16 protein-coding genes and 1 tRNA gene are annotated in these 19958 nt (G+C 71.3%); 8 read left to right on the top strand and 9 right to left on the bottom strand.

Annotation, left to right across the window (positions count from 1 at the left end; genetic code table 11):
• The first annotated feature begins 46 nt into the window (after nucleotides 1-46).
• Nucleotides 47-844 carry a TetR family transcriptional regulator gene (locus tag LZP97_RS04580; protein ID WP_026137844.1) on the top strand — a complete coding sequence of 266 codons (798 nt, stop codon included), beginning with the start codon at nucleotides 47-49 and terminating at the stop codon, nucleotides 842-844.
• A gap of 11 nt (nucleotides 845-855) precedes the next feature.
• On the opposite strand, the gene acpS is transcribed toward LZP97_RS04580, so the two are convergent.
• On the bottom strand, nucleotides 856-1257 hold the full coding sequence (gene acpS, locus LZP97_RS04575; RefSeq protein ID WP_010596770.1) for a holo-ACP synthase AcpS: 402 nt from the start codon (nucleotides 1255-1257) through the stop codon (nucleotides 856-858).
• Nucleotides 1258-1297: 40 nt separating this feature from the next.
• Nucleotides 1298-10552 carry a type I polyketide synthase gene (locus LZP97_RS04570; protein ID WP_040271625.1) on the bottom strand — a complete coding sequence of 3085 codons (9255 nt, stop codon included), beginning with the start codon at nucleotides 10550-10552 and terminating at the stop codon, nucleotides 1298-1300.
• A gap of 409 nt (nucleotides 10553-10961) precedes the next feature.
• On the opposite strand from LZP97_RS04570, the gene LZP97_RS04565 reads away from it, so the two are divergent.
• The 4 genes from LZP97_RS04565 (at nucleotide 10962) to LZP97_RS04550 (ending at nucleotide 12447) form a co-directional block, all read left to right on the top strand.
• Complete coding sequence (locus LZP97_RS04565) at nucleotides 10962-11444, top strand: HNH endonuclease signature motif containing protein (protein ID WP_040271622.1); 483 nt, start codon at nucleotides 10962-10964, stop codon at nucleotides 11442-11444.
• A gap of 47 nt (nucleotides 11445-11491) precedes the next feature.
• A tRNA-Leu gene (locus LZP97_RS04560) sits at nucleotides 11492-11573 on the top strand.
• A 71-nt stretch (nucleotides 11574-11644) separates the two neighbouring features.
• Entirely contained in the window at nucleotides 11645-12064 is a 420-nt protein-coding gene (locus tag LZP97_RS04555) for a hypothetical protein (protein ID WP_010596766.1), read from the top strand.
• Nucleotides 12061-12447: a DUF3817 domain-containing protein gene (locus LZP97_RS04550; protein WP_010596765.1), complete on the top strand. Its 387-nt coding sequence runs from the start codon at nucleotides 12061-12063 to the stop codon at nucleotides 12445-12447. The genes LZP97_RS04555 and LZP97_RS04550 overlap by 4 nt, the downstream gene beginning before the upstream one ends.
• 141 nt (nucleotides 12448-12588) lie before the next feature.
• Here the strand turns inward: LZP97_RS04550 and rdgB are convergent, their stop codons facing one another.
• The 4 genes from rdgB to LZP97_RS04530 all read right to left on the bottom strand — a co-directional run bounded on the left by rdgB (nucleotide 12589) and on the right by LZP97_RS04530 (nucleotide 15522).
• Nucleotides 12589-13206 carry an RdgB/HAM1 family non-canonical purine NTP pyrophosphatase gene (rdgB, locus tag LZP97_RS04545; RefSeq protein WP_010596764.1) on the bottom strand — a complete coding sequence of 206 codons (618 nt, stop codon included), beginning with the start codon at nucleotides 13204-13206 and terminating at the stop codon, nucleotides 12589-12591.
• 1 nt (nucleotide 13207) lies between these two features.
• Nucleotides 13208-13996, bottom strand: coding sequence for a ribonuclease PH (rph, locus tag LZP97_RS04540; RefSeq protein WP_040271620.1), 789 nt, complete (start codon nucleotides 13994-13996; stop codon nucleotides 13208-13210).
• 13 nt (nucleotides 13997-14009) lie between these two features.
• Nucleotides 14010-14771 carry a cyclic nucleotide-degrading phosphodiesterase gene (locus LZP97_RS04535; RefSeq protein ID WP_010596762.1) on the bottom strand — a complete coding sequence of 254 codons (762 nt, stop codon included), beginning with the start codon at nucleotides 14769-14771 and terminating at the stop codon, nucleotides 14010-14012.
• Nucleotides 14772-14895: 124 nt separating this feature from the next.
• The gene (locus tag LZP97_RS04530) at nucleotides 14896-15522 is read right to left on the bottom strand and encodes a rhomboid family intramembrane serine protease (protein ID WP_010596761.1); all 627 of its coding nucleotides are present in this window, start codon (nucleotides 15520-15522) and stop codon (nucleotides 14896-14898) included.
• Between the two features lie 156 nt (nucleotides 15523-15678).
• Between LZP97_RS04530 and LZP97_RS04525 the strand changes: the two genes are divergently transcribed.
• The gene (locus tag LZP97_RS04525) at nucleotides 15679-15831 is read left to right on the top strand and encodes a hypothetical protein (protein ID WP_010596760.1); all 153 of its coding nucleotides are present in this window, start codon (nucleotides 15679-15681) and stop codon (nucleotides 15829-15831) included.
• A gap of 5 nt (nucleotides 15832-15836) precedes the next feature.
• On the opposite strand, the gene LZP97_RS04520 is transcribed toward LZP97_RS04525, so the two are convergent.
• The 3 genes from LZP97_RS04520 to clpS are packed head-to-tail and all read right to left on the bottom strand — an operon-like array spanning nucleotide 15837 to nucleotide 17957.
• A complete protein-coding gene (locus LZP97_RS04520; RefSeq protein ID WP_040271615.1) occupies nucleotides 15837-16943 on the bottom strand; it encodes a P1 family peptidase in 1107 nt (368 codons plus the stop codon).
• Nucleotides 16940-17518, bottom strand: coding sequence for an oxidative stress transcriptional regulator AosR (gene aosR, locus LZP97_RS04515; protein WP_010596757.1), 579 nt, complete (start codon nucleotides 17516-17518; stop codon nucleotides 16940-16942). The genes LZP97_RS04520 and aosR overlap by 4 nt, the downstream gene beginning before the upstream one ends.
• 55 nt (nucleotides 17519-17573) lie before the next feature.
• Nucleotides 17574-17957, bottom strand: coding sequence for an ATP-dependent Clp protease adapter ClpS (clpS, locus tag LZP97_RS04510; protein WP_017681065.1), 384 nt, complete (start codon nucleotides 17955-17957; stop codon nucleotides 17574-17576).
• Between the two features lie 48 nt (nucleotides 17958-18005).
• Here clpS and LZP97_RS04505 point away from each other — a divergent pair, with 48 nt between their 5' ends.
• Both LZP97_RS04505 and LZP97_RS04500 read left to right on the top strand, forming a co-directional pair.
• Complete coding sequence (locus LZP97_RS04505; protein WP_010596755.1) at nucleotides 18006-19352, top strand: nicotinate phosphoribosyltransferase; 1347 nt, start codon at nucleotides 18006-18008, stop codon at nucleotides 19350-19352.
• A gap of 5 nt (nucleotides 19353-19357) precedes the next feature.
• Nucleotides 19358-19936 carry an isochorismatase family protein gene (locus tag LZP97_RS04500; protein WP_017681063.1) on the top strand — a complete coding sequence of 193 codons (579 nt, stop codon included), beginning with the start codon at nucleotides 19358-19360 and terminating at the stop codon, nucleotides 19934-19936.
• Nucleotides 19937-19958 lie beyond the last annotated feature (22 nt).

The following is a 19958-nucleotide window of genomic DNA, read 5'->3' as shown; positions in this document are numbered from 1 at the left end:
CAGCTAGAAGTTCGGAATTCGGACAACCTCCGGCTAGCCTGGGCGCGTGGAGTCTGCAACGAAGCGCGGCCGTACCCCACGCCGAATCGACCCGGCGCTGGAGGTCCAGGCGGCCCCCCAGGAGCTCGTGCCGCGCCGCCGCCCGACGCAGGAGCGCAGCCGGCGCAAGTTCGACGCGCTGCTCGCCGCGTCCCGCGAACTGCTCACCGAGGTCGGCTTCGAGTCGTTCACCTGCGAAGAGGTGGCCGCCCGGGCCGACGTCCCCATCGGCACCCTCTACCAGTTCTTCGCCAACAAGTACGTCATCGTCTGTGAACTGAACCGGCAGGACCTGGTGGGCGTGCAGGACGAACTCGCCAAGTTCGACGGCGTCGTCCCGTCCGTGGACTGGCTGCGGTTCCTCAACTCCTTCGTCGACCATCTCGCCGGGCTGTGGATGTCGGACCCGTCGCGGCGGGAGGTGTGGCTGGCGATGCAGTCCACCCCGTCGACGCGGGCGACCGGCGCGATCCACGAGAAGGAGTTCGCCGAGCAGATCGCGCGGATGCTGGCTCCGCTGATGCCCGACACCCCCCGCGAGCGCCGCACTCTGATGGCCGAGGTGCTCGTGCACGTCGTGTACTCGATGCTGAACTTCTCCGTGCAGGACGACCAGAGCCACGCCGACGCGGTCGTCGAACTCAAGCGGCTGATGGGCGCATACCTGATGGTGGCCGAGAAGGAGTCGCGGACGAGCGCCAAGCGACGCAAGCGCCGTGAGGAGGCCTCCCGGGCGGAGGAGTCCCGCCGGGCCGACGACCCCGAAACGCGGCAGGCGGAGGAAGTCCGCACTTCCTCCGCCTGAAACCCGGGCCGCTACCCCTGCGGGTCCTCCTCGAGCACGACGAACGCCCCCGCCATGTCTCCGTCGTGCGTGAGCGAGACGTGGATCCGCACCCCGGTCAGGTGCGCGGCGACGTCGCCGTGCAGCCGGATCCCGGGCCGGCCCCACGCGTCGGAGACCACCTCGATCTGCCGGTGCACGGTCTCCGGCAGCACCGGCGGGCTGCCGAACAGCGACGCCGACCACGCCTTGATCAGCGCCTCCTTCGCAGCCCACCGGGCGGCGAAGTGCCGGCCGGGACGGGAGCTGCGGGTGTTCGCGTCCCGACGCTCGCCCGGGGTGAAGTTCGAGAGCATCGCCGTGCCTGCGCGGCCCAGCTGTTCCTCGAACTCCGACACCGTGACCAGGTCGAACCCGATCCCCGCAACTCCCATCCGTCCCGTGACCCGCTCTCTGTGACCGTGCGGCCGTCGGCTACTTGCAGCCGGGCAGACCCGAACGGTACACGTCGCCGTCGCCCAGTCGTGCCTGCGGCGAGAGCAGCACGTCGGCCTCGAGCTGGCGTGCCGCGTCCGCCGGCACCGAGTCCCCGCCGAAGCGGCGGTCGGCGGGCCGCTGGTACAGGGCCGCACCCCCGGTCATCGCCTCCGCGAGGCGGCGCTTACCGGCGACGGCGCGGGCCTGAGCCTGCTCGACGTAGGCCTGCCGGCGCTCCGCCGGGATCGCCTCGACGAACGCCTGCGGGTGGACCACCGCGATCAGCCCCGACACGTGGCCGAACCCGAGGCTGGTCAGCAGACCGGCCTTGAGCGCGTACCGCTCGCCGAAGCGGAGCGGGGTGCGCGGCCACACCAGGTGCTCGAACCCGGCCATCTTGTCGTCGACGCAGTCCAGGCTGCGGTTCGGCGGGACGACGCCCTGGCTGAGGACCTGGCACAGGCCGATCAGCTGGAACGCCGCCGCGCCACCCTTGGCGTGACCGGTCAGCGACTTCTGCGACACCACGAACATCGGCGCACCGTCGCTGCGGCCCAGCGACCCCGCCAGGCGCTCGTGCAGCTCCGCCTCGTTCGGGTCGTTGGCCGCTGTGGAGGTGTCGTGCTTGGAGATCACCGCGATGTCGTCGGCGGTGACACCGAGCTTGCGCAGCTCCCGCGCCAGGCCCGACTCGAGCCCGCCGCGACCCGCGCCGAGGGCACCGATGCCCGGGGCCGGGATCGAGGTGTGCACGCCGTCGGCGAAGGAACCGGCCCAGGCGACCACACCGAGGACGGGCAGGCCCATCTCCAGCGCCAGGTCGCCGCGGGCGAGCAGGACCGTGCCGCCACCGGCGGACTCGACGAACCCGCCGCGCCGGCGATCGTTGGCCCGGGAGAACCGGCGATCGCTGATGCCCTTGGCCGTCATGTCGTCCGACTTCGCGGTGGCCGACATGTCACCGAACCCGACGATGCCCTCGATACCGAGGTCGTCGAAACCGCCGGCGACGACGAGCTGCGCCTTGCCCAGCTTGATCTTGTCGACACCCTCCTCGACCGAGACCGCGGCCGTCGCGCACGCCGCCACCGGATGCACCATCGCGCCGTAGCCGCCGACGTACGACTGCACGACGTGCGCGGCGATGACGTTCGGCAGGGCCTCCTGCAGGATGTCGTTCGCGCGGGACTCGCCGAGCAGCGTGTCGATGTACAGCGACCGCATCGAGGTCATGCCGCCCATGCCGGTGCCCTGGGTGTTCGCCACATACGAGGGGTGCACCCAGCGCATCAGCTCCGACGGGGTGAAACCGCTCGAGAGGAACGCGTCGACCGTGGTCACGATGTTCCACAGGCCCACCCGGTCCACGGACTCGGCCATGTCGGCGGGGATGCCCCACTTGGTGACGTCGAACCCGGTCGGGATCTGGCCACCGACCGTGCGGGTCAGGTTCATCTTGCGGGGCACCCGGATCTCGGTGCCGGCCTTGCGGGTGACGGTCCAGTCACCGCTGTCCGGAACCGAGTTTGCGACGGTGTTCTCCGGGTCGGCGTCGACGAACGCGCGGGCCTCGGCCTCGGACCCGACGACGAACGACAGGTCCTTGTCCAGGAACACCGAGGTCAGCAGCGGCGCCGCATTGTCGATCATCGCGCCGTCGTCGCCGTAGCGGCGGATGCCGCAGCGCTCGACCACCGCGTCGTGGTACCGGTCGGCGATCTCCGCCTCGGGCACCAGATCGCCGGTCTCCGCGTCGTACCAGCCCGGCGTGGGATCGTTCTCCCACGCCACCAGGCCGGTGACCCAGGCCAGCTCGAGCACACCGGCGGCCGACAGTTCCTCGTCGACCTCCATCTCGAAGCGGGTGCGGGCCGAGCCGTACGGGCCGAGCTCGCCGGCGCCGACGATGACCACCAGATCGGCGGGATCGACGTCGAGCGCCTTCCATTCCGGCGCGGGCGTCGTCGCGTCCAGGCGCGGCGGCGCGGGCAGCGCCGCAATGGTGACCTCGTCGGACTCGGTCTCGGCCGCGGCGTTCGCCTCGGCCTCCTCCTGGGCCTGCTTGGCCAGAGCCGGCAGGTCGATGTCGGCCTCGGACAGGCCCCCGGTCAGGTCCGCCACCAGCGGTGCGGACGCGGCGGACTCCTTGGACCCGGCGGTGACGAGCTTCAGCAGCTCGACGGCCATCTCGTCGGTCGACCAGGTGCGCACCCCGGCGGCCTCGGCGGCCTCGACCAGCGGATCGTTGCCGCCCATCAGGCCCGTGCCCCGGACCCAGCCGATGAGGGCGTGGGCGAGGGTGACCCGCTCGGCCCACGTGCGCTCGGCGTGCCAGCGGTTGACGATCGCGTCCAGCGCGGCCTTCGCCTCGCCGTACGCACCGTCGCCGCCGAACTTGCCGCGGTTCGGCGAACCCGGCAGCACGACGTGCAGGTGGGTGTCGACGTCGCGGTCGTAGCCGATGTCGGCCAGCCCCGCGATGAGCCGCTCCACCGACCACAGCAGGACCCGCATCTCCATCTCGGCGCGGGCACCGGCGTCGGCCATCGACCCGACCACGCGCGGCGCGGCGAACGGGAACAGCAGCGTCGGGGTCAGGGCCTCCTTGATCAGCTTCTTGGCGCCGCCCGCGGTCTCCACGGTCTCGGTGCCGAGCCACTGCACCAACGCGTCGACGTCGGAGTAGGACGCCATGTTGGCGGGGACCACCCACAGGGCCGCACCGGACCGCGCGTTGCCTGCGTACAGCTCCTTGTAGAAGCCCAGGCGGCTGTCGCTCAGGCTCGATGTGGTGACCACGACCGTCGCGCCGCCGGCGAGCAGCTTCGCCGCGACCGCGGCCGCGATCCCGCCCTTGCTGGCGCCGGTGACGACGGCGACCTCGCCCGCGTACTCGGCGTCGCCGGTCTGCCGGGCAGCCGTCGCGATCGCCTCGAAGGTCTGCGCGAGCTCCGCGCGGCCGGCCTCGGTGGCCTTACCCGCCCAGAACGTCGCGTGCGCGGCCACCGTGGCGCCCGCACCGGCGAAGCGCTCCGCGGCGATCTCGGCACCGAGCCACACGCGGGCCAGGTCCTCACGAGCCGTCGCCCACCGGTCGTCGATCAGCACGGCCTTGCGGGCGTCGAACGCCGGGGCGACCAGCCGCGGCCAGTCGGAACCGAGCTCCGCCGAGACCAGGTCGACCAGCTCGGTGTCCGCCTTGTCCGCGAGGTCCGAGACCGCGTCGGCCAGGCCCAGCTCGGACAGGATCAGACGCGCGGTCTTGGCGAGCACACCGTTCGAGCCGGTGATGCCCTCGGCGAACTCCCCGAGCGCGGCAGCGTCGACGGTGGCGCCGCCACCGCCACCGGCGGACGGCATCGACACCGCGACGCCGCGGCGACCGGCGACCGACTGCACCGCCGCATCGATCAGCTTGTCGACGGCACCGCCGTCGGACAGCGCGCCGTCGGACAGGCCGCCGAGCGCACCGCCGCGGACGGACGAACCGTCCCGGCTGCCGAGCGCGACCTCCGCGGTCACATGCGACGCCCAGCCCTCGCCCAGACCCCACACCTTGGTGACACGGTCGGCGACGTACGCGGGACGCTTGCCCGACGGGCCGAACACCTTGCGCAGGTGGTCGTTGATGGAATCCGACAGCACCGGGCCGAAGGGCCGGTAGGTGCGGGCCAGGCGATCGACCGTGGCGGCGAGCGCGCCCATGTCGGCGTCGGCCGCACCGTCGATGGCACCGAGCGACAGCTCCGAACCGAGGTCGACGAGCAGCTGGTTACGCCGCGAGGACACCCCGTCGCACAGCGCCTCGATCGTGTCGGCGGGACCGACCTGATCCGGGCGCAGCTTCGTCCACAGGGCGATGAGCACCTTTGTGGCGTCGGCGGCCTTGAACGCGATGTCGTCCGGGCGCGGTCCACCCGCCGGAGCGGCAGGTGCGGCGGCCGGAGCGGCAGCCGCGGCCGGGGCGGCAGCGGACGTCTCGGCCGAGGCCGGCTCGTCGTCCTCCACCGGCGCCGGATCGACGTCCGTGGAGTACACGACCGAGGCCTCACGCTCGATGTTGAGCACCTCGACCGGCTGCCCGAAGCGGCCCGGCAGCTTCAGCGTCTGCGACGCCAGGTTCGCGACCGTCGGGGCGGCACCGAGGCCGACCTCGACGAACCGCTCCACGCCCAGGCCACCGTCGGCCTCGTCGGCGAACAGCAGGTCCTGCGTCTCGATCCAGCGGACCGGGGACGCGAACTGCCACGCGAGCAGCTCGGCGAGCACCACGCGGCACAGCTTCGAGCGATCGGCCGCCCAGGTGTCGAAGTCCGCGAGGACCTCGGCCAGCGGCTCGGACGGCACCAGGTCGGCGATCTCCTGGACGAACTCCCGGCCCAGGTCGAACGGCTTGGGCACCAGGTTCGGGATGTAGCGGCCGATGAGGATGTCGGGATCGATCTGCTCCGGCAGCAGGTTCAGCAGACGCTCCCGGAAGTCGTCCACGCCGCCGCGCAGGACGGTCGAGTGGAACGGCACGTCGATACCCGGAACCAGGATGAACGCCCGCTTGCCACCGAACTCGGCGACCTTGCGCTCGATCACGGACTCGAGGACCTCGAGACCGGCGACCGTGCCGGCGATCGCGTACTGCGAGCCGCGCAGGTTCAGGTTGACGATCTGCAGGAACTCCCCGGTCTCCTCCGCGACCCCGGCGACGAACGCCTCGAGATCGGCGTCGGCGACACCGAACTGCGACGGACGGATCGCGGCCATGCGGTAGTTCGAGCGGCCGTGCTCGTCGCGCGGCACGAGGGCGTGCATCGCCGAGCCACGGCTGAACACCACCTCGAGCACCGCCTCGAGCGGCAGCACCCCGGCCACCGCGGCGAGGGCGTTGTACTCGCCCACCGAGTGACCGGCCAGGAACGCGCCCTCGACGAAGGCGCCGGCCTCACGCAGTTCCGCGATCTGGGCGACACCCAGGGTCGCCATCGCGACCTGCGTGAACTGGGTCAGGTGCAGCACGCCGTCCGGGTGCTTGTGGGTGACACCGCGGGCCTTGAGCACGGTCGGGTTGTCGCGCACCACGGCCAGGATGGAGAAGCCCAGGGCCTTGCGGGTGTGCTTGTCGGCGCGATCCCAGATCTCCCGGGCGGCCTTGCTGCGGGCACGCGCGTCCAGGCCCATGCCGGGCCGCTGGATGCCCTGGCCGGGGAACGCGTACACCGTGCGCGGGGCAGCGGTGCGGCCGGTGGCGACCATCACCAGGTCGCCGTCCACGCGGCAGCCCACCTCGACGATCTCGGCGCCGCGGTCGGTCGCGATGCGGTCGACTCGCACGTCGATCTGCGCGCCGGGGCGCACCATGCCGAGGAACCGCGCGGTCCACGCCGTCAGGCGGCGGGCCGGCAGCTTGGCGTCGGCCTCGAGGGCGGTGACGACCTGCTGGGCGGCGGCCGAGAGCCACATGCCGTGCACGATCGGGGTGCCCAGGCCGGCCAGCAGGGCGGCATTGTCCGAGGTATGGATCGGGTTGTGGTCGCCCGAGACACGCGCGAAGGCGCTCATGTCGATCGGGGCGACGATCACGGCGTCGCGGCGACGACGACGCGGGGTCTCCACCGCGTCCTCGCTCACGGCACCGCCGGCGCGGACCGGATCGGCCAGCTCCGCCTTGCCGATGCGGCCACGGATCGCGAAGCGCTCGATCAGCGTCGCGACCGTGGCGTCGCCGGAACCGTTGCCGTTGTCGGCGGTGATCTCCACGTGCACCTCGACCACCCGGCCGAGGTCGGTGTCGACCACGTCCTGCACCTCGGCCTTGACACCCAGGATGGACGGATCGGTCGGCAGACCGTCCTTCACGTCCACGGCGTGGTCGAGGTGGACCAGGTCCAGCATGCCCTCGATCACCGACAGGCTGGCGTCGGTCTGCGCGGCGCCGAGCGCGGCGAACACCGCCGGCCAGCACGCGCCGACGAGGACGTCGGGGACACCGTGGGCACTGGGGGTCAGGGTCGACGGCAGTCCCGAACCCGTGACACCGGCATGGTCGGCGATCTTCTCCGGCAGCCAGCCGAGGGTGATGCGGGCCGCGCCCTTCTTCACGGCGGGCAGCTCCTGGCCCGCGGCGACACCGAGCAGCGCCGACATGGACGCCGACGCGTCCTCCGCGGTGACCACAGGAGCGCCACCGGTGTGCACGGCGGCCGGAACGGTCAGGCGGATCTCGACGGTCTTGTCCCCCGCGAGCGGCACCGTCAGGCCCACGTGCTCGGCGTCGAGGACGCTCAGGGTGGCGCCCGTCGCGGCGTGCACGGCGGCCGTGTCGGACTCGACGGACCACTCGTCCAGGTCGCCGAGGCGGTGCACCGGGTTCACGGTCTGCCGGCCGGCCCAGTTCACATCCGGAGCCGACAGCACGGCGTCGAGCAGACCGGACGCAAGGTCCTGGTGACGACGAGCCGCGATCTGCACCGGCTCGACACCGGCCGCGACCAACTCGTCGACGGTGGCCTTCTCGAACCGGTCGAGCAGCTCACCGACGGGCTCGTCGGCGCGGGTGATGCCCGCGACGGCGACGGTGCCCGGGATGATGCAGACCTGATCGGCGCTGTAGCGCGGATCGTGGGCCTGCCACAGGGAATCGGACCGCCACCAGCGACGCACGTCCTGGTCGACCACCGGCACGAAGTTCACCGGCTTGCCCGGGGTGCGGCACAGCGCGACGAAGAACGGAACGTCGGCCGGGTGCAGGACCACCGACTCGGCATCCGGGAACTGCCCGGTCAGCGCCGCCAGCGCCGCGTACGGCCGGTCGAGGGCCGCATCGTCGGCGAACAGCGTCGGGATCGGGCCACGATCGGCCGGGTGCAGCCGGGACTCGGCGCGCTGCAGCATCTCGCGGAAACGCTCACGCCAGGTGACGTCGATCCACGGGTTCTCGGCCGCGTCGGCCACCTCCTGCGAGCCGACGGCGAGCTCGAGGTAGCGGGTGAGCCACTGCCCGTAGGTCATCTCCGCGACGTCGCCGAAGTACGGCTTCGCGGTGACGTCCAGCGCGGCGATGATCTCGTCGCGGCGTGCGGCCACGGCCTCGGCATCGCCCGCGACCTCGTCGAGCAGGCGGCCCGTGCGGGACGCCGCGTTGTCGATCTCGTGGATGTCCGCGCCCAGCTGGCTCCGGCCGGAGGCCATGCCGCCGGAGGCGGTGCCGGCGCCGACCCAGTCCGGAGTGCCGGGGGTCTCGACGAGCATCCGCTTGACCTCGGGCGACGTGGTCGCCTCGAGGGTCGCCATCGCCGCGGTGCCGACCAGGATGCCGTCGAGCGGCATCGCCGGGAAGCCGTGGGCGGTGGACCAGCGGCCGGTCAGGTAGTCGGCAGCCCGCTCGGGGGTACCGATGCCACCGCCGACGCACAGCACCAGGTTGGACCGGGTGCGCAGCTCGGCGTAGGTGGCGAGCAGCAGGTCGTCGAGGTCCTCCCACGAGTGGTGGCCACCGGCGCGGCCGCCCTCGATGTGGACGATGACCGGGTAGTTCGGCACCTCGTTCGCGATGCGGATCACCGAGCGGATCTGCGCGACGGTGCCCGGCTTGAACGCGACGTAGCTGATGCCGGCCTCGGTCAGCTCCTCGATGATCGAGACGGCTTCCTCGAGCTCGGGGATGCCGGCGGTGACGACCACACCGTCGAACGGTGCGCCCGCGGCGCGGGCCCGCGGCACGAGCCGCTTGCCACCCACGTGCAGCTTCCACAGGTACGGGTCGAGGAACATCGAGTTGAACTGCACGGCGCGGCCCGGCTCGAGCAGCCCCTTCAGCTCCTCGACGTGGTCGGCGAAGATCTGCTCGGTGACCTGACCGCCACCGGCGAGCTCGGCCCAGTGGCCGGCGTTGGCCGCGGCGGCGACGATCTTCGGATCGACGGTGGTCGGCGTCATGCCGGCCAGCAGGATCGGCGAACGGCCGGTCAGGCGCGTGAACGCCGTCTCGACACCCTGACGGCCGTCGGGCAGGGTGACCGGCTTCGGCGCGAATGCGGACCACGGCTGCGGCACCTCGGGCTCCGCGCCCGGGGTCAGCAGGTTGCGCTGACCGCCGCGGGTCGCGGCGGCGATGATGCCCACACCCTGGCCCCGCAGGCCCGAGCTGGTCATCCGCGTCAGCAGCTCACCGGGACCCAGATCCAGGATCCACGAGGCACCGGCCGCGACGGCGTCGTCGACGAGGGCGACCCAGTCGACAGGGTCGACGAGCACTTCCTGCGCCAGCGAACGGGCGAGGTCGGCGTCCAGGCCGCAGCGCGACGCCCAGTCGGCGACCTGCTCGACAGCGTCGGCCAGCGCGGGGTGGTGGAAACCGATCTCGGCGGAGACCGGCTCGAAGGTCGGGGCGAACACGGCACCGCCGCGCTTCTTCGCCTCCCGCTCGCGGGTCTCCGCGGCGGCGATCTCCTCGCAGCGCTGCTGCACGCGCGCCAGTGCGGCCGGCGGACCGGACAGCACGACACGGCGACGGGCGTTGCGGATGGCGACGACGGCGGACCGCTGCGGATCCTGGTCGGCGAAGACCTCGGCGACGACGGCGCGCAGGCGCTCGGGGTCGACGTTGGCGACGGCGAGCATCGGGAAGCGCTCGGCGCCGGAGATGATGCCGCGGCGACGGCCGACGAGGGTGGCAGCGGCACCGATGAGCTGGGCGATCGCGAGGATCTGCCCGTCCTTGGCGCCGGCGGCCTCGGTGGCCGCGACGGCGAGCACGCCCTGGGAGTGGCCGATCACGGCGGCCGGGGCCTGCGCGGTCACGTCGAGGCCCTGGTTCGCCAGCGCGCGCAGCGCGGCCACCTGGGTCAGGAACACGCCGGGCAGCGACACCGCGGCGGAGGTCAGTGTGGTCTCGGAGGGACCGGCGACGGGCGTCTCGTCCTCGTCGGCGACTTCCTGCTCGAGCATCCAAGCGATGGGGTCGAAGCCGCTCGGGCGCACCACGACGAGGTCGTGTGCGACGGGCGCGAGCAGCGCGTCGGCCTCGTTGACCAGTTCGGTCAGGACCGGCTCGAGTCCGTTGTCGCGGCTGAGTTCCTCGAGGGAGCTGAGCCACGGGGCACCCTGGCCGCCGAAGGCGAGGGCGTACGACTCCCCGGCGAGGAGCTTGTCGACCAGCGCGCCCTTTCGGGAGGCGGGGCCGATCCCCCGGTCGCCGGTGCGTCGTGATGCCTTCGAGTTCCGTCCGTTGTCGGCTGGTGTGGTCTCGTCGATCGTCACGCGTGTAGTTCCTCTCCTGAACACCTCGAGGGCGTGGTTCTCTCGTTGGCCGCCCGCGCCGCCGTTGGCGTTCTGATGGCTCTGATCTGCTCGTTCGGGCTACCCAAGAGTGACACAAAATCATGAGGGGTTCCTCATGTTTTGTTCCGTGCGGGTTACCGGGTACGGAAGGGCGCGTGAGATCACTCACAGCAGGTCGGAGAAGTGACTCACCGGTAGGGAGAGTCGGCGCAGGCTGCGCGGCTACGAGGACGTCCATCAACCTGAGGAATCCCTCACGTTTATCGTTACACAATCGTTACCATCTTGACGGGCCGCGAAACGCGTGCATGAGAGCGTTTTCCGCGTTTTGTCAGAACCGCCGGATACAGTCTTCGAATCGAACACACATTCGATACGGGGGGGGATGATGGGGCGGTCGACGAAGCACACATTGGAAATTCTCGAGGAAGCGGTCCGAAGCTCGACGAGCGTGGCGGGGGTCATGCGCTACCTCGGTCTCGTTCCGAGCGGGGGTTCGCACCACCACCTGAGCCGGCGGATCAAGAAGCTGGGCATCGACACGTCACACTTCACTGGATCGGCGCACACCAGGGGTGGGCGTGCGCTGAACCGTCTCGAATGGAAGGAGGTTCTCGTCCGCAAACCGACCGGCGCTCCCCGACAGAAACCGCCTCTGCTCCGCCGCGCCCTCGTCGAGTCCGGCCGCGCGTACAAGTGCGAGAGATGCGGCCTCGGGGATCAGTGGTGCGATTATCCGATCACGCTCCATGTCGATCACATCGATGGGAATCCGAACGACTCCCGTCCGGAGAACATCCGATTCCTGTGCCCCAACTGCCACAGTCAAACGCCGACGTGGGCAGGGAGAAAGCGCTTCGGAGCCCTATAGGTCGAGCGAAGAAGCACCGATGTGATCGCGTAAAGTGACGCTGGTACGCGCGAGTGGCGGAACAGGCAGACGCGCGGCGCTTAGGACGCCGTGTCTTCGGACGTGGGGGTTCAAGTCCCCCCTCGCGCACTACGTGACCTCTCCCACGGCCCCCGACCGCTCTTGGCAGGTCGGGGGGCCGCTCGGGTACTTTTGAGGGCGTGTCCGAGAACCGCCCGCCGCGTCGCCTTGCCCTCGTCGTACTGGTGACGGTCGCCGCGGCCGGCTGCCTCGGTCTCGGCTTCTGGCAGTGGACCCGGTTCGAGGCCGTGGGCGGCACGTTCCAGAACCTCGGCTACGCACTGCAGTGGCCCGCGTTCGCCTTCTTCTGCGTGTACGCCTATCGCCGGTTCGTGAAGCTCGAGACCGAGGACGCCGAGAGTCAGGCCACGGGGGCGCCGCGCGCGTCGGAACCGAAGGAACCCACCGAGATTCCCGAGGATCTCCTCCCCCAGCGGCCCCGCGCGCAGTTCGATCCGAACGCGGACGTCGATCCGGACGACCCGGAGGCCCGGCAGATGCTGGAGTACAACGATTACCTCGCGCAGCTGGCGCGCAGGTCCGATAGGAGCGCTCAGTGAGCACGACCCCCGAGCAGGCACCCGACCAGACGAGCGGTTCGACCACGCCGCAGTCCCGCCCGGAAGCCGACCGGAAGAAGATCGCCTCGGCTCTGACCCGGTATCGCGCGCTCGCGTGGATCACCGGCGTGTGGCTGCTCGTGCTCACCGGCGAGATGGTCGCGAAGTACATCCTGAAGGTCGAGAACGTTCCCGGCTGGATCGCCGTGGTCCACGGCTGGGTCTACGCGGTGTATCTCGTGCTCACGCTCGACCTGGCGATCAAGGTGCGCTGGCCCGCGGGCCGCACGATCGGCACCCTCCTCGCCGGGACGATCCCGTTCCTGTCGTTCTTCGTCGAGCACCAGCGCACGAAACAGGTCAAGGCCGATTTCGGCGTCTGACGCCGGCCCACATCCACGCGATCGACCGGAATCCGCCCACGCCACGGCGTGGGCGGATTCCGTTTATCCGCTCGAATCCCCAGCCCTCGAATCCCAGCCTTCGAATCCTCAGCGCTCGAATCCTCGGCTCGGTGCGGCGGTCTAGCGCGCGAGCGCGGCGAGGTCCGGCACGAGCTGTGCCAGCGCCCGCCCGCGGTGCGACGACGCGTCCTTCTCCTCGGCGCTGAGTTCGGCTGCGGTGCGGTCCTCGCCTTCCGGCCGGAACACCGGGTCGTAGCCGAACCCGTTGGCGCCTCGGGGGCTGTGGACGATGGCGCCGCGCCACTCCCCGCGCACGACGTGCACCGCGATCTCGCCGTCGTCACCGGGGACGGCGAGGGCGCAGGCGGAGACGAACGCCGCCCCGCGTCGCTCGTCGGGGACGTCCTGCAGCTGCCCGAGCAGCAGTTCGGTGTTGGCGTGGTCGTCGCCGTGCCGTCCCGACCAGCGCGCGGACAGCACCCCGGGCATCGCGTTGAGGGCATCGACTTCGAGACCGGAATCGTCTGCGACGCAAGCCATTCCGGTCGCGGCTGCGCCGTCGCGCGCCTTGGCGGCCGCGTTCTCCTCGAACGTCGCGCCGGTCTCGGGCGCCTCGTCGTAGGGCGGCACCGCGTCGAGGCCGACGAGGTCGATCCCGGCGATCCCGGCGGAGTCGAGGACGCGCTGCAGCTCGCGCAGCTTCTTCGCGTTGCGACTCGCCACGAGCACCCGCACCATCTCAGACACCGAACTTCTTCCGGGTGCGCTCGGGTGTCACGGGCTGCGGGAGCGTGCCCGGGTAGGGCGCTTCGAGCGCCTGCTTCTGGATCTCGCACAGTTCGGCGATGCCGGCGAGCGCGGAGTCGAGCATCTTGTCGAGGGTGGAGCGGGCGAACGTCGCACCTTCGCCGGTGCCCTGGACCTCGACGAGGGTGCCGGTGTCGGTGGCGATGACGTTCATGTCGACCTCGGCGCGCACGTCCTCCTCGTAGGGCAGGTCGAGACGGACGCGGCCGTCGACGACGCCGACGCTCACGGCGGCGATGGCGCACGAGATGGGCTGCGGGTCGGTGAGGCGGCCCGCAGCGCTGAGCCACGTGACGGCGTCGGCGAGCGCGACGTAGGCGCCGGTGATGGCGGCGGTGCGGGTGCCGCCGTCGGCCTGCAGGACGTCGCAGTCGATGGCGATGGTGTTCTCGCCGAGCGCGGCGAGGTCGATGCAGGTGCGCAGGGCGCGGCCGACGAGGCGGCTGATCTCCTGGGTGCGCCCGCCGAGCTTGCCTTTGACGGATTCGCGGCCGCTGCGGGTGTGTGTGGCGGCGGGGAGCATCGCGTATTCGGCGGTGAGCCAGCCGAGACCGGAACCCTTGCGCCAGCGTGGTACGCCTTCTTCGACGCTGGCCGTGCACATGACGCGGGTCTGGCCGAATTCCACGAGCACCGAGCCCGCGGGGTGGTTGGTGAATCCTCGGGTGATCCGGATGGGGCGGAGTTCGTCGTCCGCTCTGCCGTCTTCTCGTGTGGTCACCCGGACGAGCCTATTAGATGCGGTAGACGTCCCCGGCGGACACCGCGTGGACGGGCCCGGAATACTGCTCCTTGGCTTCGGCGATGACGTCCTCGCGCGAGGTCCACGGCGGGATGTGGGTGAGCAGCAACTCCCCCACCCCGGCACGCGCGGCGACCAGGCCGGCTTCGGTGCCGGAGAGGTGGATGCCGCCGGGCCGGTCGTCGGGCGCATGGGTCCAGGAGGCTTCGGACAGCAGGACGTCGGCACCGCGCGCGAGGTCGACGACCTCGTCGCACATGCCGGTGTCGCCGGTGTAGACGACGGTGCGTCCGGAGTCGCTGGTGATGCGGAATCCGTATGCCTCGGGCGGGTGGTCGACCCGGCCGGGGCGGATGGTGAGTGCGCCGAAGCGGAAGGCTTCTCCGTCGGCGAGGGGACGCACGTCCAGGGTGTCGCTGACGTCGTCCATCTCGCCGGCGATCTCGGCGGAGGCGGCTCCGATGCGGACGCTGGTGTCCGAGGGGCCGTAGACGAGGGTGCGTCCGGTGGGGCGGTTCGGGGAGTAGCGCCGCCAGACGAGCAGGCCCGGGATGTCGAGGCAGTGGTCGGCGTGCAGGTGCGAGAGCAACAGCGAGACCTCGCCGGGATCGGCGTACCGCTGCAATGCCCCGAGGACCCCGGGGCCGAAGTCGATCACCAGGGGCGGGGTGCCCGGGGCGGTGATCAGGTAGCCCGACGCGGCGGAATCCGGACCGGCCACGCTGCCGGAACACCCCAGGACGGTCATGCGCATGGGGCTCATGCTGCCACGTCCCTGTGGTTGCGACGAAGCCAACACGGGTATTGATCGAGAGATGTCACAGTCGCGCCGACGCTGTGATCCTACCGATCGGTCAGTTGCCGGGAGGGGGTGCGTCTCACCGGTACGGCGAGGTCGGCACGGCCGGCGAACGCCGCCGGCGACGCTCGTCGGCGGAGAGCAGCCACGCGGCCAGAACGCCGCCCACGGCGCCGAAGAGGTGTCCCTGCCAGGAGACCCGCGGGTCGCTGGGCAGCACGCCCCACAGGATGCTGCCGTAGACGAACAGCACGATCACGCCGATGACGATCTGGTTCGCCTGCCGGGTGAAGATGCCGCGCGTGATCAGGTAGGTGAGCCAGCCGAAGACGAGGATCGACGCACCGATGTGCACGAAGCCGGCACCGGCGGTGAGCCAGGTACCGAGTCCCCCGACGATCCAGATGATCGCGGTGGCGGCCAGACCGCGGCCGATCCCGGAGACGAGCACGAGGAATCCGAGCACGAGCAGCGGAATGGTGTTGGCGCTCAGGTGCGCCCAGTCGGCGTGGAGCACGGGGGCGAACACCACTCCCCACAGTCCGTCGGCGCTTCTCGGTTCGATGCCCGCGGAGTCGAGTTCGGCGGGCGCGGCGGCGTCGACGGCCTCGATTGCGTAGAGCAGGGCGACGAATCCGGCGATCAGGAGCGCGGCGCGCTGCCAGACGGGCCGGAGCCCGGGACGGGAACCGTCGGGTACGGTCATGCGCTCGCCCTTCGCGTGTGTCCTGCGTGGTGTTCCTGGCCTTCGAGCCTACCGGCGTGCGCCCCGCTCGGCACCGGGCGCGAGCCCCGGGAAAGCGCAGTATTCCGGCGGTGCGGTGGCTACCGTGGAACTCACCGTCCACCCGGGGAGGCAGTCGTGCCCAGAAGCGTCGGAGATCGCTACGCCTGCGAGAAGTGCGGTGCGCAGCTCGTCTACGAGAAGTCGTGCCCGTGCAACGAGGAGATGGCGCATTCGGAGATCTGTTGCGGTGACCAGATGAAGCGTGTGCCGGAGGGTGCGCCGGGCTGAGCCCGTCAGCGCGACGTGGCGCCCCCGGTCGTGAAGGCGGACGGGAACAGGTCGCGGTAGGCGGGGATGCCCGCGACCGCGGTCGCGTGCAGCACCGCGTCGACGACGGCATGCTGGACGACCTCGGCGGCCACCTCGCACACGGCGGCCAGCACGGGTAGTTCGGGGGCGAAGGCGTCGGGGATCGGGCGCGCCGGCGCGGGCACCGTCGCGGTCCCGGTGGCCAGGGCGAAGAGGGTGTCGCCGTCGAGCGGCGAGTGCGCGGGGCGGACGGCCCGCGCGAGTCCGTCGTGCCCGGCGACGGCGACGCGGCGGCAGGCGGCGGCGGTCAGGTCGGCATCGGTGGCGACGACGCCGATGGTGGTGTTGAGGGCGGTGCCCTTCGGTGTGAGGGCGTTGGCGGCGGCGATCTCGGTGGCGGCCGGGGCGACGAGTCCGAGCCGGGCGGCCCGGGTGGGCCCGAGGCCCCACGGCAGGCCCGTCTCGGGATCGAACACGGCCCCGACGGGGTTGGCGACGACGAGGGCGGCGACGGTGACGCCGGCGGCGGGGCCGTCGGTCAGGGTCAGGCTCGCGGTGCCGATGCCGCCCTTGAGGGTGCCGGCGCGTGCACCGACCCCGGCGCCGACGGTGCCGCGCGCGACGGTCGTGCCGGCCGCCGCGGCGGCCCGGTATCCGCTGTCGGCGGTGGGGCGGGCGGTCCATGCCCCCACGGGCAGGTCGAAGACGACTGCGCCGGGCACGATGGGCACGACGGCGCCCGGCGGCCCCATCGCGATGCCGCGTCCCTGTTCCTCGAGCCACCGCATCACGCCGTCGGCGGCGGCGAGACCGTAGGCGCTGCCGCCGGTGAGGAGCACGGCGTCGACGCGCTGCACGGAGTGGCTGGGGTCGAGCAGGTCGGTTTCCCGGGTGCCGGGACCGCCGCCGCGGACGTCGACGGCGGCCGTGACGGCGCGGTCGGGGACGACGACGGTGCATCCGGTGGCCCGTCCCGTGCCGTAGGTGTCGTCGGAGCCGAGGGTGACCTCGGCGTCGAGGGCGTGCCAGTGCCCCACGCGGATGCCGGCGACGTCGGTGAGCGAGTCGGTGGGTCCGGGCGCGGCCGTCACGGCATCAGCGCCTGGACGAGGGAGTCCTGCATCCAGGTCAGCCAGTGGTAGACGTCGAGGTGGGGGGCACGCGGGTCGTCTTCGTCGAGCGCCTCGGGGGTGTCGTCGTCGATGCCGAGGGTGGTGCCGAGCGCGAGCCGCAGGTCGTTGAGCCCGTACAGCCAGGCATCGGCCTGTTCGGGGGTGAGCACCACCTTCCCGCCCGATTCGGGGACGGTGCGCAGGATGACGGCTCCGGCGGCGAGCTTGGCGTCGATGATGTCGGGTTCGTGCAGGCTGCGCAGGGCGCCGTTGAGGTCGGCCGATTCGTCGTCGGGATGCACGGTGGCGTCGGCGTCGGGCCGGTGGAAGTCGGGCAGCAACCGTCGCAGGGCGGGGACGTCCGGCGGGGCGGAGTTGCCGGTGCGCAGGCCGGTGAGCGCGGCGAGGTCGTCCTGGGGTGCGCCGGCGGCGCGTTCTTCGAGCATGCCGAGTACGGATGCGACGAGCGAACGCAGCACCGACGCCTCGTGTGCGTCCATCTCGGATCGCAGCTTCACGCCTCCGAGCGAGTTCTTCCTGCTCCACTGCCGCACGTCGGTCGGCTCCTCCTGGCTCCGCGGTCGGAATTGTCGGCGAACGGGCGGCCGGTCACTCGGCCCGCTGCATCGTCGCCCACAGCCCCGCGGCGTGCAGGCGTTGCACGTCGTGTTCCATCTTGTCACGCGAACCGCTCGAGACGACCGCCTTGCCTTCGTTGTGCACCTTGAGCATCAGTTCGGTGGCTTTGGCCTTGCTGTACCCGAACAGCTTCTGGAAGATGTACGCCACGTAGTGCATCAGGTTGACCGGGTCGTCCCACACGACGGTGACCCAGGGCCGGTCGACGGCTTCGATCTCCTCGACGGCTTCGGCTTCCGCCGGCATTGCCTGCCCTGCCGCCAGGGTGACCGTGGGGAACGAAGCCACGATGACTGCGTCGGACGGATCCGTGGGGGCGGTGTCGAACGGGCTTGTCGAGGAACACATCGCCATGGCTCCAGGGTACGGCGTCCGCGCCTGCCGATACAGCGGCATCCCACCGTGCCCCTCTACAGTGATCGGGTGCCCGATTCCCTTCTCCGACCGACCGCGACGGCGAGCACCGCCCTGTTCACGGACGTCTACGAGCTGACGATGCTCGAGGCTGCCCTTGCGGACGGCACCGGTTCCCGCCCTTGCACGTTCGAGGTGTTCGCGAGGCGTCTGCCGCCCGGGCGCCGGTACGGCGTGGTCGGTGGGACCGGCCGGCTGATCGATGCGCTCGGGACGTTCCGCTTCGGCGAGGAGGAACTCGCGGTCGCGGGACGATTCCTCGACGCGTCGACCGTGGAGTGGCTGCGGGACTACCGGTTCTCCGGCGACATCGAGGGCTACCGCGAGGGCGACTTCTACTTTCCCGGTTCGCCGGTGCTCGCGGTGCGCGGCACGTTCGCCGAGTGCGTGCTGCTCGAGACGTTGATCCTGTCGATCCTCAACCACGACAGCGCGGTGGCCTCGGCGGCGGCCCGGATGGTCAGCGCCGCGGACGGCCGCACACTGATCGAGATGGGGTCGCGCCGCACCCACGAGGAGGCGGCGGTCGCGTGTGCGCGGGCCGCGTATCTGGCGGGCTTCGATGCGACGTCGAATCTCGAGGCGGTACGCCGGTACGGGGTGCCGGGCACGGGTACTGCGGCGCACGCGTTCACGTTGGTGCACACGACGGGTGCGGGTCGCGACGAGGCGGCGGCGTTCCGCAGTCAGGTCGAGACGCTCGGGGTGGGAACCACGCTCCTGGTGGACACGTACGACATCACCAACGGGGTGCGCACGGCCGTCGAGGTGGCCGGCACCGGCCTCGGGGCCGTCCGGATCGATTCGGGTGATCTCGGCGTGCTGGCCCGGCAGGTGCGCGATCAGCTCGACGAGCTGGGCGCGACGAACACGAAGATCGTGTTGTCGGGTGACCTGGACGAGTACGCGATCGCGGGTCTGCGCGCCGAGCCGGTCGACGTGTACGGCGTGGGTACGTCGCTGGTGACCGGGTCGGGCGCGCCGACGGCCGGGATGGTCTACAAGCTGGTCGAGGTCGACGGCATTCCGGTGGAGAAGCGCAGTGCCCACAAGGAGTCCCGGGGCGGCGCCAAGCGGGCGGTGCGGTTCGCGCGCCCGACCGGCACGTTGGTGGAAGAGGTGATCTACCCGGCGGACGCCCCGGTCCCGGAGGGCGACGGCGAGGTGGTGCACGAGCTGATGGTTCCTCTGATCTGTGACGGCGAGCGCGTCGACGACGTGGCTACGCTGGAGGAGAGCCGGGCGTTGCTCGCCCACGGGCTGATCAGTCTTCCCTGGGAGGGTCTGACCCTGTCGGCGGGTGACGCGGCGGTGCCGACCCGATTCGTGAGGTGAGGACGATGTCGCGGGCGTTGATCGTCGTCGACGTACAGAACGACTTCTGCGAGGGCGGGTCGCTGGCCGTGGCCGGCGGTGCCGCGGTCGCCGCCGATATCAGCCGGTATCTGACGGCGCACGCGCGGGACTACGCGCACGTGGTCGCCACCCGGGATCACCACGTCGATCCGGGTGCGCACTTCTCCGACGAGCCGGACTTCGTCGACTCGTGGCCACCGCACTGCCGCGTGGGAACGCCGGGTGCGGAGTTCCATCCGGCGCTCGACACCGCCCGCGTGGAGGCGGTCTTCTCCAAGGGGAGGTTCGAGGCCGCGTACTCGGGCTTCGAGGGCAGTCACGACACGGGCGAGTCGCTCGACGAGTGGTTGCGCCGGCACGGCGTCACCGAGGTCGACATCGTGGGCATCGCGACCGATCACTGCGTGCGGGCGACCGCGCTCGATGCGGCGGCCGCGGGGTTCGAGACCCGGGTGCTGCTGCCGTACACCGCGGGGGTGAGCGCGACGACCGTCGAGTCGGCCCTCTCGTCGCTCCAGGCGGCGGGTGTGGACCTGGTCGGACAGGTCGGCCCGCGAAGCTGACGGTGGTGCCCAGTACCCTGGC

This window comes from Rhodococcus sp. DMF-1, assembly GCF_021441945.1.
Lineage (GTDB): Bacteria > Actinomycetota > Actinomycetes > Mycobacteriales > Mycobacteriaceae > Rhodococcus > Rhodococcus ruber.
This window is presented reverse-complemented; position numbering and strand designations above follow the sequence as displayed.